At 57.5% G+C, this 11,892-nt stretch carries 9 protein-coding genes; 7 read left to right on the top strand and 2 right to left on the bottom strand.

What is annotated here, in order from left to right; all coding sequences use genetic code 11:
- Positions 1-2 precede the first annotated feature (2 nt).
- Positions 3-3,518 carry a response regulator gene (locus tag ALO80_RS09675; RefSeq protein ID WP_055008836.1) on the bottom strand — a complete coding sequence of 1,172 codons (3,516 nt, stop codon included), beginning with the start codon at positions 3,516-3,518 and terminating at the stop codon, positions 3-5.
- Positions 3,519-3,850: 332 nt separating this feature from the next.
- Between ALO80_RS09675 and ALO80_RS09670 the strand changes: the two genes are divergently transcribed.
- Complete coding sequence (locus ALO80_RS09670) at positions 3,851-4,222, top strand: response regulator (RefSeq protein ID WP_054986015.1); 372 nt, start codon at positions 3,851-3,853, stop codon at positions 4,220-4,222.
- Entirely contained in the window at positions 4,215-5,549 is a 1,335-nt protein-coding gene (locus ALO80_RS09665; RefSeq protein ID WP_055008874.1) for a glycosyltransferase, read from the top strand. The genes ALO80_RS09670 and ALO80_RS09665 overlap by 8 nt, the downstream gene beginning before the upstream one ends.
- Here the strand turns inward: ALO80_RS09665 and cobF are convergent.
- The gene (gene cobF, locus ALO80_RS09660) at positions 5,546-6,304 is read right to left on the bottom strand and encodes a precorrin-6A synthase (deacetylating) (RefSeq protein ID WP_055008835.1); all 759 of its coding nucleotides are present in this window, start codon (positions 6,302-6,304) and stop codon (positions 5,546-5,548) included. The genes ALO80_RS09665 and cobF overlap by 4 nt on opposite strands.
- Positions 6,305-6,431: 127 nt before the next feature.
- On the opposite strand from cobF, the gene ALO80_RS09655 reads away from it, so the two are divergent.
- The 5 genes from ALO80_RS09655 to ALO80_RS09635 all read left to right on the top strand — a co-directional run bounded on the left by ALO80_RS09655 (position 6,432) and on the right by ALO80_RS09635 (position 11,890).
- Positions 6,432-7,337, top strand: a complete 906-nt coding sequence (locus ALO80_RS09655) for an AraC family transcriptional regulator (protein WP_055008873.1) — start codon at positions 6,432-6,434, stop codon at positions 7,335-7,337.
- A gap of 240 nt (positions 7,338-7,577) precedes the next feature.
- The gene (locus ALO80_RS09650) at positions 7,578-8,900 is read left to right on the top strand and encodes an ABC transporter substrate-binding protein (protein ID WP_055008834.1); all 1,323 of its coding nucleotides are present in this window, start codon (positions 7,578-7,580) and stop codon (positions 8,898-8,900) included.
- 75 nt (positions 8,901-8,975) lie between these two features.
- Complete coding sequence (locus ALO80_RS09645; RefSeq protein WP_055008833.1) at positions 8,976-9,908, top strand: carbohydrate ABC transporter permease; 933 nt, start codon at positions 8,976-8,978, stop codon at positions 9,906-9,908.
- A gap of 10 nt (positions 9,909-9,918) precedes the next feature.
- Entirely contained in the window at positions 9,919-10,752 is an 834-nt protein-coding gene (locus ALO80_RS09640) for a carbohydrate ABC transporter permease (protein ID WP_055008832.1), read from the top strand.
- A gap of 31 nt (positions 10,753-10,783) precedes the next feature.
- Positions 10,784-11,890, top strand: a complete 1,107-nt coding sequence (locus tag ALO80_RS09635; protein WP_054986011.1) for an ABC transporter ATP-binding protein — start codon at positions 10,784-10,786, stop codon at positions 11,888-11,890.
- Positions 11,891-11,892 lie beyond the last annotated feature (2 nt).

The following is an 11,892-nucleotide window of genomic DNA, read 5'->3' as shown; positions in this document are numbered from 1 at the left end:
ATTCAAATACGCTCCATCTTCGGCAGCCAGACACGAATAAGTGAAAACAGTCGATCAAGGTCAATGGGCTTGGCCAGATAGTCGTTGGAACCTGCCTGCAGACAACGCTCCTGGTCATCCTTCATGGCCTTGGCCGTGACGGCGATGATAGGCAGTTTGCGCCAGCGCGGGTCTTTACGGATTTCGATGGTCGCTTCATAACCGTCCATTTCCGGCATCATCACATCCATCAGGACCAGATCGATGTCTTCGACCTCATTGAGCTTGGCAATCGCCTCAAGACCGTTGCGGGCAATTTCAACCACCGCGCCCTTGTGCTCCAGCGCACTGGTCAGGGCAAAGATGTTACGGACATCATCATCAACCACGAGGATCTTGCGCGCCTCGAAGACTTTGTCACGACTGCGCGCAGTCTTGAGCATCTTCTGCCGTTCGTTGGACAGCTGCGACTCGACCTTGTGCAGGAAAAGTGTGACTTCATCGAGCAGGCGTTCAGGTGAGCGCGCTCCCTTGATGATGATCGAGCGCGAATATTTCATCAGTTCGGCTTCTTCATCGCGGGTCATGTTGCGCCCGGTATAGACAATAACCGGCGGGAAGGCACAGATGTCTTCCGTGGACATGCGCTTGAGCAACTCATTACCGAGCATGTCCGGCAGTTTCAGGTCGATGATCATGCAGTCGTAGACATGATCGCGCAGCAGATCCAGTGCTTCCTGGGCGAAGCCCACCGCCGTGATTTCGATATCATCGTCGCCGATCAGACGCGCGATGCTGTCACGTTGCAGCGCATCGTCTTCGACCAGCAGGATACGCTTGACCTTCTGGGTCAGCTTGGCTTCCAGTTTGGCAAAAACGTCCTTGAGCTCCTCACGCGTGGTCGGCTTGACGGCGTAACCGATGGCACCCATATGCAGCGCAGCTTCCTGGCGATCCTCGACCGAGATCACATGCACCGGGATGTGCCGCGTGGGTGCCAGCTCCTTGAGACGCTGCAGCACTGTCAGACCTGAGTGATCCGGCAGGCGCATATCCAGCAGAATCGCATCGGGCGTGAAGCGCGACGCCAGGTTGAAACCATCGTCAGCAGCATGCGCGACCAGGCAGTCATAGCCCAGCTCATGGGCCAGATCGAAGAGAATCTGAGCAAATCGCACTTCATCTTCGATAACCAGAATGCAACGTCGCGTGAAAGGTGCCTTGTCCCGATCGTCGGCAAATACTGCGACGGGGATTTCCATCGGCGTCGGTTGCTCGATGACCGGTGCGGCCAGCACCGGCATGTGCGGTGCTGGCGGCAAAGAAGGCGCGAGCACGACCGAAGGATCGCTGTCTGGCACCTGAGAACCTGACTCGACGTAGCTCTCTGGCAGTACCAGGCTGAAAATACTCCCCTGCCCGGGCGCACTGGTGACGCTGATGGACCCGCCCAGCAACGCTGCCAGGTCACGGGAAATCGACAACCCCAGCCCGGTACCGCCATAACGCCGATTGGTGGTGCCATCTGCCTGACGGAACGCCTCGAAAATACCCTGCTGATGCTCCTCGGCGATGCCGATGCCCGAATCGCGGACAATGAACACAATGCCTGCGCCTGGCTGGCGTGAGACAACCATGCTGACAGCGCCGGCTTCGGTGAACTTGATCGCGTTGGACAGCAGATTCTTGAGGATCTGTTCCAGGCGCTGGCGATCCGTGAACAGCATGGTCGGTGCGCCTGCCTGTATGTCGACCGTGAACGCCAGCTTCTTCTCGGCAGCCAGCGGTTGAAACAGGCTGCGCAGGCCTTCGACAAGACGGGACACGCTGCAGTTTTCCGGGCGCATTTCAAGCTTACCGGCTTCGACCTTGGAAATGTCCAGAATATCGTTGATCAGATTCAACAGGTCATTGCCCGCCGAATAGATCGACTCGGCAAACTTGACCTGCTCGGCGGTCAGGTTTTCACCCGGATTTTCGGCCAGAAGCTTGGCGAGGATCAACGAACTGTTGAGCGGCGTGCGCAGCTCATGTGACATGTTGGCGAGGAATTCGGACTTGTATTTGCTGGCGCGCTGCAGCTCGTCCGCTCGCGCCTGCAACTCGGCCTGAGCGATGCTCAACTCCTCGTTGTTGCGGTCCAGTGCATCGCGCTGATCGGCCAGTGCCTGACTCTGATCGGCAAGTTGCTCGTTGGTCTGCTCCAGCTCCGCTTGCTGAGTCTCCAGATGCGCCTGGGACTCCTTGAGAATGCGCGACTGCTCTTCCAGCTCTTCGTTGGCCGTGCGCAACTCTTCTTGCTGAACCTGTAGCTCTTCATTGAGCTGCTGGGTCTCGGCCAGCACTTCCTGCAGACGCTGGCGATAGCGCGCGGCTTCAATGGAGGTGCCGATGTTGTCCGCCACCAGTTCAAGAAACTCAACATCCCGCTCAGTCAGGGGACGCAGGAAGCCCAGCTCGATCACGCCGTTGACCTGATCGTCATTGCTGGTCGGCACCACGACCACGCTGCGCGGCGAGCCATCTCCCAGGCCGGAAGCGACCTTGAAGTAGTTTTCCGGCAGATCGTCCAGCGTGATGATCCGGTCTTGCTGTGCGGCCTGCCCTACAATGCCTTCATCGCTGTGAATGGTCTGTTCCTGCTGCTCTTGCTCGCGGGAAAAGCCGAAGGATGCAGCACGCGTCAAGCCGCCGTGATCCTGGCGAATGTAGACAGCCGCCACCGAAGCCCCCAGGTACTGGGTCAGAAATTGAAGGATGTTTCGACCCAGCATGTTGAGTGTCAACTGGCCCAGTACCTGTTCGGCCAGTTCGCTCTGACCGTTGCGCAGCCACGCAACCTTCTGCAGGCGCTCGGAATTGACTTCCTGCAGCCTGAGGTTTTCGCTATAGGTCGTCGAAAGCGACAGCAAGTCCCGTCGGCCGATATAGGCCAGAATGGCGCTGACAATCACCACGAAGATCAGATACAGGGTGACAGAGAGAATGGTGCTGCGCGTGACCTCGGCATTGCGGGTCAGACGAAGTTGCTGCTCCATTTCCACGGCCTGATCATATTCGGTACGAATCTGGTCGGTGATTCGCTTGCCACGTCCGGCCATGACGGGCGTCTGAAAGTCGCCATTATCGCGCCGCAGGTTAATCATCTGCTGGGCAAATTCATTCCACTCCTGCTGCAGAGTGGCCAGACGTCTGAACCGGTCCAATTGCGTCGGATTGTCGTCTACCAGCGCCTTTATACCTTCCAGTTCGGCCAGCAGCAGGGGCTTGGCGACCTCGTAAGGGTCAAGAAAATGCTGATCACCGGTGAGCAGAAAACCGCGCATGCCGGTTTCCATGTCTATCGACAGTTTCATCGAGCGGTTGGTGTTATTAATGACCCGGTCGGTGTGCTCGACCCACTGTATGGCCGTGAGCAGGTAACTGATCAGAAGAATGAAGAAAACTGCGCTCAGTACACCGACACCCAGTGGCAAGCCAACGTTACGCCCCAGCAGTTTTCGAAAGCGTTGTTCATCGACAACAGACGTCCGATTCATGAAATATCCCTGACGAGTGGATCAAAACCATAGAGTTTGCCGCAAAGTCGCGAAAAACACTCTTATTTCTGACATAGAGGATTGAAATTTCACACATAAATCGGCGATAAGCTCACGCGCATATTGCGTTCATGACGCAAAGTCCCGAATCGCTTTCACGATTTACGGTATTTGTGCGTCGATTGAACTTCCACCCGGTTTTTATTTACTGATACAGGGACAGTATTGAAAGTGGACAGGCCTGCGCTCGGTTACCCTGAGCTGCCGGAAAAGGATGCATGGCATTCCATGCTGTCTGCGCTATCACCATTTTTCAGGTTAAGGAGTCAACCATGCCGGACACAGCCCGCACCATTCTCGTGGTCGAAGACGACGCCATTGTGCGCATGCTGATTGTCGACGTGCTCGAAGAGCTGGAATACAAGGTACTCGAAGCCGAGGACGCCACCTCTGCCCTGACCTTCGTTACAGACGATTCCCATCACATCGACCTGTTGATGACTGACCAGGGATTGCCCGATATGAAGGGCACCGCACTGGCCAAAAAGGTCATCGAACATCGCCCTCAATTGCCGGTGTTGTTCGCCAGCGGCTACTCGGAAAATATCGACGTGCCGCCAGGCATGCACTCGATCGGCAAGCCGTTTTCCATCGATCAGTTGCGGGACAAGGTAAAAAGCATTCTTGGAAGCAGCCTTGACTGACATCGACACTGTTTTGCGTAGCACTGACACGCCCGCCAGTACACGCTTGCTGATCATCGGTTACGTATGGCCCGAGCCTCGCTCTTCGGCCGCCAGCGGGCACATGATGCAACTGATTCAATGTTTTCTTGAGCAAGACTGGCAGATCACTTTTGCCAGTCCGGCGACAGAAGGCGAGCACCGGGCGGATCTGCTCAGTCTGGGTATCAAAGAAGTCCACATCGCGCTGAACGACAGCAGTTTTGACGTGTTTGTCAGCGAAATGCAGCCAGACGTGGTGCTGTTCGATCAATTCATGATTGAAGAGCAGTTCGGCTGGCGCGTCGAGCAGCAGTGCCCCGGGGCCTTGCGCATTCTGGAAACATCGGACTTCCAGAGCCTGCGCCACGCGCGTCAGCAACTGTTGAAGGACTCGCTGAACAGTGATCCGGCAAACGATCTGCAGGGCGTTTTCGACGAAGCGGCGCCCCGCCTATTCAAGCAGATCGCGTCCAGTGACCTGGCGCAGCGCGAGGTTGCATCGCTGTATCGCTGCGACCTGAACCTGATGACATCCGACGTTGAAATGGCGCTGCTGACCAGCTCGTTCGGGCTGCCTGCCTCGCTGCTGCACTGGTGTCCGCTGATGATCGATGGCGTCCCGGACAGCTTTCGGCCTTTTGCGGAGCGCTTACACTTCCTCAGCATCGGCAACTTTCGTCATGCGCCCAACTGGGATGCAGTGCTGTGGATGAAAACCGCCATCTGGCCGCTGATCCGCCAGCAACTGCCTGAAGCACAGCTGCACATCTACGGAGCCTATACGCCCCCCAAGGCAACAGCGATGCACAACGCGGCCCAGGGGTTTCTTGTAAAACACTGGGCCGAAGACGCACTGGAAGTGATGTCAACTGCGCGTATCTGTCTCGCTCCGCTGCGTTTCGGTGCCGGTATCAAAGGCAAGCTGATGGATGCGATGCTCTGCGGCACGCCGTCGGTCACCACCCCGGTCGGCGCAGAAGCCATGAGCGGCGGGCAGGCCTGGCCAGGGATAATTGCCAGTAATCCGAAGGATATCGCAGACGCTGCGGTCAGACTTCATCAAGACCAGAGTCTCTGGCTTGATGCGCAAAACGCTGGCCTGGCGCTGCTGCGCTCGCGCTATCAGCATCGGCAGCACTGTGCGAGCCTCGTCGAGCGTATCCAGACCCTGCGCGACAACCTGGCAGAGCATCGCCTGGCGAATTTCACAGGGGCCATGCTGCGGCATCATCACCACAAGAGCACCAAATACATGGCGCAGTGGATCGAAGCGAAGAATCGCAACAAGGATGAAAAACCGGCCTAAGCCGGTTTTCGCAGCAGATACGTATCCATGATCCACCCCTTGCGCTCGCGGGCCTCGCTGCGCAGCCGCATGATCTGCGCACAGACATCATCGAGCCTGCCCGCCACCAGCACCTCGTCCGGTGTGCCCAGGTACGCGCCCCAGTAGATGTCCAGCCCCTGTCCGATATAGCGTTCGAATGTGCACTGCGCATCCAGCATCACCACGACGTTGCGCGGCTGCTCCAGCGGGGCAGTCGCCAGGCGTCTGCCGGTGGTGATATGGATCGACTCGCCGATGCGATTGAGCGGTATGCGGTGCCGGGCGACCAGGCTCTGGACGCTGGTGATGCCGGGAATCACCTGATACTCGAAGACCGCCCTGCCCCGCGCCAGCACGCGATCAAGGATGCGCATGGTGCTGTCGTAAAGCGCCGGATCTCCCCAGACCAGAAATGCCCCGACCTGATCTGCGCACAGCTCGTCGTTCAATAATTGCTCGAACAACACCGCGCGCTGTTCGTGCCACCCCTCGATACCCCGCTCGTAAATGTCCGGGTCGTTTTCGCGTCGTGGGTCCTGAACCTGCACCAGACGGTAGCCCTGATGACTGATATAGCGCTGGCAAAGCTCTTTGCGCAGGCGTAGCAGCTCATCGTCGACATAGCCCTTGTCGAGGATGAAAACCACATCGGTACGGTTTAGCGCAGCAATGGCCTGCAGGGTAATCTGCTCCGGATCTCCGGCCCCCATGCCGATCAGCAGGATCTGTTTCATCTGATGACTACTCCGCGGCGGCACTCGATACCAGGCGCTGATCGTAGTCGATTTTTTAAGCAACCGGGCATTGAAGGAAAAAATCAGGCACATTATCGTTCTGGCAACTGCTGAATACGACATAGCCATGAGTAAAACAACAAGAATCGCCGACCCTTCCTACGAGCTGATGGACGACCATAACGGTCTGTCGATCATCTATCGCGAGCATGGATTTCCCTGCCCGCTGGTACGTTGGCATTTTCACAAGGAATACGAGCTGCACCTGATTGTTGCCAGCTCCGGCAAAGTCTTTGTCGGCGACTACATCGGCAATTTCAACCCTGCCAGCCTGTTTCTGACCGGCCCGAACCTGCCACATAACTGGATAAGCCAGATCGACGAAGGTGAAGTGGTGCCCAAGCGCGACATGCTGGTCAACTTTACCGATGAACTGTTGGAAAGCGGCAATCAGGTGTTTGCCGAGCTCAGGACCCTGACGCCATTGCTGGAGCGCGCCCGCTACGGCATTGAATTCCGTTGCAAGCGCACGATTCGTCAGGCCATGAAACAGATGCAGAAGATCGCCGATTCAAGCGGCATCACCCGCCTCGGCCATTTTTTCATTCTTCTCGAGTTGCTGGCAGCCAGCGAAGATTATCAATTGCTGTCCGGTACGGCGGTTGCCCATACAGCTGACGAGCACAGCATCGATCGCACCAACCGGGCGGTGGATTACATTTTTGCCCACTATGGCCGAGAGCTGCCGCTGGAGGAAGTCGCCGAGTATCTGGGCATGAAGCCGACCTACTTTTCCAGAGTGTTCAAGCAGGCCACCGGACGCTGCTTTGTGGAGTTCGTCAATCGGCTGCGCATCAGCAAGTCGTGCGAATTGCTGGCCGACGGCGACAAACCGGTCACTGACGTGTGCTTTGAATCGGGCTTCAACAACATATCCAACTTCAATCGGCGCTTCCAGAAACTCAAGGGTATGACGCCTTCGCACTATCGCCGCCTCGCCGTTCAGCGTCTGACCGAACAAAACCTGTACTGATTCGCCTTGCTTGCGCGCCCATCGTCTACGCTGGAATTGCGGTGATGCCAGCCTATGGGCGGCTCGGCGCTGTGGCCTGCTCATGCGCTAGTGCAAAAAAGTATCAGTCACAGTGCTGTGCAGGATTTGTCTTTCAGATCGAACGCCGGTGTAATCAATCCACATCTTCCTCACCTCCGGAAGAGAAAAAAACAATAACCATCCTTCTACAGCTCATTGGGCGTGGAAGAGGAGTGATCAATGAAGAACTCAGCAAAACTTCTGCTCGCCAGTTCCGTCCTCAGCAGCTGTTTCGTGTTCAGTGGCAGCGCCACCGCCGGGACCGTGACCATCGCCACGGTCAACAACAGCGACATGATTCGCATGCAGCGCCTCTCCAAGACTTTCGAAGAAAAACACCCGGACATCAAACTCAACTGGGTGGTGCTTGAAGAGAATGTCCTGCGTCAGCGCCTGACCACCGACATCGCCACTAAAGGCGGTCAGTTCGATGTGCTGACCATTGGCATGTACGAAGCGTCACTCTGGGGACAGAAAGGCTGGTTGCAGGAAATGAAGGACCTGCCTGCCAGTTACGAGCTGGACGATGTATTCCCCTCGGTGCGCGACGGCCTTTCAGTGGATGGCAAACTGTTCGCCCTGCCTTTTTACGCTGAAGCGTCGATCACTTATTACCGTACCGATCTGTTCAAGGCTGCTGGGCTGACCATGCCCGAGCGCCCTACCTGGACGCAGATCGCCGAGTTCGCAGGCAAACTGACTGACAAGTCCAAGGAACAGTACGGCATCTGTCTGCGTGGCAAGGCGGGCTGGGGCGAGAACATGGCGCTGATTACCACTCTGGCCAACGCCTTTGGCGGACGCTGGTTCGATGAGCAGTGGAAGCCGCAGTTCGATCAGCCAGAGTGGAAGAACGCCCTGAACTTCTACGTCAACACCATGAAGCAGTCCGGCCCGCCGGGCGCATCCAGCAACGGTTTCAACGAGAACCTTGCGCTGTTCAACAGCGGCAAATGCGCCATCTGGGTAGATGCGAGCGTTGCCGGTTCGTTCGTGACCGACAAGAAGCAGAGCAAAGTGGCTGACAGCGTCGGCTTCACCTACGCCCCGCATGAAGCAACCGACAAGGGCTCGTCGTGGCTTTATTCGTGGTCGCTGGCGATCCCGACCAGCGCCAAAAATACCAAGGATGCTGCCGAATTCACCCAGTGGGCCACCTCGAAAGAGTACGCCAAACTGGTTGCCGATACCGACGGTGTGTCCAACGTACCGCCTGGCACCCGCGCTTCGACTTACACCGATGAGTACAAGAAGGCAGCACCGTTCGCCAGCATCACGCTGGAATCACTGAAAGCAGCTGATCCCAAGTCGCCGACGGAGAAAAAAGTGCCTTATGTCGGCATCCAGCTGGTCACCATTCCTGAGTTCCAGGCCATCGGTACCAGTGTCGGTCAGCAATTCTCGGCGGCGCTCATAGGCCAGTCGACTGTTGAGCAGGCTTTGAGCAACGCGCAAACCGCCACCGAGCGGGATATGAAACGGGCGGGTTACCCGAAAAAGTAATCGCAATGCGGCAGGGTTGAACGCCCTGCCGCCCCTCTGCGCAACAACTCTGGTGCAACCGGTTCGGAGCTCCCCATGAACACCTCAGCCTCCCCTGAACGCACGGACCTGTCCGGCGAACAGCCACCGCTCAAAAGCCGTCGATTCAAGCCGGGCTGGTTTCTGGTCAGTCCTTCAGTGGCGCTTCTGCTGGTGTGGATGATCGTGCCGCTGGGCATGACCATCTATTTCTCGCTGATCCGCTACAACCTGCTGTCACCTGGCGAAAACGAGTTCGTCGGGCTGGAAAACTTCCAGTATTTTGTAACCGACAGCGGCTTTCTGCCCGGTGCCGGCAATACCTTGCTGTTGGTGGGCAGTGTGCTGGCTATCAGTGTGATATTCGGCGTGCTGATCTCAGCGCTGCTGGAAGCCAGCGAGTTTTTTGGACGAGGCATCGTCCGCGTCCTATTGATCTCACCCTTTTTCATCATGCCCACAGTCAGTGCGCTGATCTGGAAAAACCTGATTTTCCACCCGGTGTCCGGCGTACTCGCCGCGGTCTGGAAGTTTTTCGGCGCACAGCCCATCGACTGGTTTGCCCATTACCCCATGCTGTCGATCATTATCATTGTGTCCTGGCAATGGCTGCCGTTCGCGATCCTGATCCTGATGACCGCCATGCAGTCGCTCGACCAGGAGCAAAAAGAAGCGGCGCGTCTGGATGGCGCCGGCCCCATCGCGATCTTCTGGCACCTGACCCTGCCACATCTTGCACGTCCGATTGCCGTGGTGGTGATGATCGAAACCATCTTCCTGCTTTCGATGTTCGCTGAAATCTTTACCACGACCAATGGCGGACCGGGCTTTGCCTCGACCAACCTGGCCTACCTGATCTACATCCAGGCGCTGCTGCAATTCGACGTCGGCATGGCCTCGGCGGGCGGCCTGATCGCGGTCGTAATCGCCAATATCGCGGCGATCATCCTGATCCGGATGATCGGCAAAAACCTCACCGACAAGTCATGAGGACCTTGCCATGATGACCCTCAAACAATCACGCCGCCTGCAAAGCCTGCTGCTCGGGGCTCTGTCCTGGATCATCGCCGCGCTGGTGTTCTTCCCGATCTTCTGGATGGTCCTGACCAGCTTCAAGACCGAGATCGATGCGTTCGCGACACCGCCACAGCTGTTCTTCACCCCGACCCTGGAAAACTACCTGCACATTCAGGAGCGCAGCGACTACTTTCACTTTGCCTGGAACTCGGTGCTGATTTCCTTCAGTGCTACCGCCCTGGCCATGCTGATCGCGATTCCTGCGGCGTATTCCATGGCATTTTTCGAGACAAAGCGCACCAAAGGCACGCTGCTGTGGATGCTCTCGACCAAGATGCTGCCGCCAGTGGGCGTGCTGATGCCGATCTATCTGCTGGCCAAGACTTTTGGCCTGCTGGATTCGCGACTGGCGCTGATCATTATTTACACGCTGATCAATCTGCCCATCGTGGTCTGGATGATTTACACCTATTTCAAGGACATCCCCGGCGAGATCCTTGAGGCGTCCAGACTGGACGGTGCCAGTACACGTCAGGAGATCTTCCGCGTGCTGATGCCGATCTGCAAGGGCGGGCTGGCTTCCACAGCCTTGCTGTCGCTGATTCTGTGCTGGAACGAAGCGTTCTGGTCGCTGAACCTGACCTCGTCCGCCGCAGCGCCACTGACAGCCTTGATCGCGTCGTATTCCAGCCCCGAAGGGCTGTTCTGGGCCAAGCTGTCGGCGGTCTCGACACTGGCGTGTGCGCCCATCCTGATTTTCGGCTGGATCAGTCAGAAGCAACTGGTTCGCGGCCTGTCGTTCGGAGCTGTCAAATAGCCCCGGCCCAAAGAACAAGAAGGAGTCAAACATGGCTAACCTGAGCATCCGCAACCTGCAAAAAGGCTTTGATGGTCACCAGATCATCAAAGGTATCGATCTGGACGTGAAAGACCGCGAGTTCGTGGTCTTCGTCGGGCCTTCGGGCTGCGGCAAATCCACGCTGCTGCGACTTATCGCGGGCCTGGAAGAAGTTACCTCGGGCACCATCGAACTCGATGGCCGCGACATTACTCAGGTCACTCCGGCCAAGCGGGACCTGGCAATGGTGTTCCAGACCTACGCGCTGTATCCACACATGACGGTGGGCAAGAATCTGTCGTTCGCGCTGGACCTTGCAGGTGGCGACAAGGCCGAAATCAAGAAGAAGGTCGATGAGGCTGCCCGTATTCTGGAGCTCGGACCGTTGCTGGAGCGCAAGCCCAAGCAGCTTTCCGGTGGTCAACGCCAGCGTGTTGCGATTGGCCGGGCCATCGTTCGCAACCCGAAGATTTTCCTGTTCGACGAACCGCTGTCCAACCTCGACGCTGCGCTGCGCGTGCAGACTCGCCTGGAGTTGTCGCGCCTGCACAAAGAACTGCAGGCCACGATGATCTACGTGACCCATGACCAGGTCGAAGCCATGACCCTTGCTGACAAGGTGGTGGTGCTCAATGGCGGCAAGGTCGAGCAGGTCGGCTCGCCACTGGAGCTGTACCACCATCCGGCCAACCTGTTCGTCGCAGGTTTTCTCGGCACACCTAAAATGGGCTTCCTCAAGGGCAGGATCAGCCAGGTGGACAGCGCCCGTTGTGAAGTCGAACTGGATGCAGGTACGCGCATAAGTCTGCCGGTCAACGGCGCAGGACTGAGTGCCGGTGCACCCGTGACGCTGGGCATCCGCCCGGAGCACCTGAATCTTGCCCAGAACAGCGATTGCCAGTTGCAGGTCATCGCCGATGTCAGCGAACGCCTGGGCAGCGACACCTATTGCCACGTGCGCACCCGCTCGGGCGAAGCGCTGACCATGCGGATCCGCGGTGATCTGGCCAGTCAGTATGGCGAGACGCTGAACCTGCATCTCGATAGCGCCCAATGCCACCTGTTCGACGCGCAAGGCCTGGTGATTGCCAAAGCCTTGCAGACTGCCGCCGCCTGAGT

Source organism: Pseudomonas caricapapayae, from assembly GCF_001400735.1.
GTDB classification, from domain to species: domain Bacteria; phylum Pseudomonadota; class Gammaproteobacteria; order Pseudomonadales; family Pseudomonadaceae; genus Aquipseudomonas; species Aquipseudomonas caricapapayae.
The sequence above is the reverse complement of the archived record's forward strand: the minus strand, read 5'-3'. Positions and strand labels throughout refer to the sequence as shown.

Coding starts and splice junctions, on each gene's coding strand:
- ALO80_RS09675 (WP_055008836.1), bottom strand. CDS start 3,518: ATGAATCGGACGTCTGTTGTCGATGAACAACGCTTTCGAAAACTGCTG.
- ALO80_RS09670 (WP_054986015.1), top strand. CDS start 3,851: ATGCCGGACACAGCCCGCACCATTCTCGTGGTCGAAGACGACGCCATT.
- cobF (WP_055008835.1), bottom strand. CDS start 6,304: ATGAAACAGATCCTGCTGATCGGCATGGGGGCCGGAGATCCGGAGCAG.
- ALO80_RS09655 (WP_055008873.1), top strand. CDS start 6,432: ATGAGTAAAACAACAAGAATCGCCGACCCTTCCTACGAGCTGATGGAC.
- ALO80_RS09650 (WP_055008834.1), top strand. CDS start 7,578: ATGAAGAACTCAGCAAAACTTCTGCTCGCCAGTTCCGTCCTCAGCAGC.
- ALO80_RS09645 (WP_055008833.1), top strand. CDS start 8,976: ATGAACACCTCAGCCTCCCCTGAACGCACGGACCTGTCCGGCGAACAG.
- ALO80_RS09640 (WP_055008832.1), top strand. CDS start 9,919: ATGATGACCCTCAAACAATCACGCCGCCTGCAAAGCCTGCTGCTCGGG.
- ALO80_RS09635 (WP_054986011.1), top strand. CDS start 10,784: ATGGCTAACCTGAGCATCCGCAACCTGCAAAAAGGCTTTGATGGTCAC.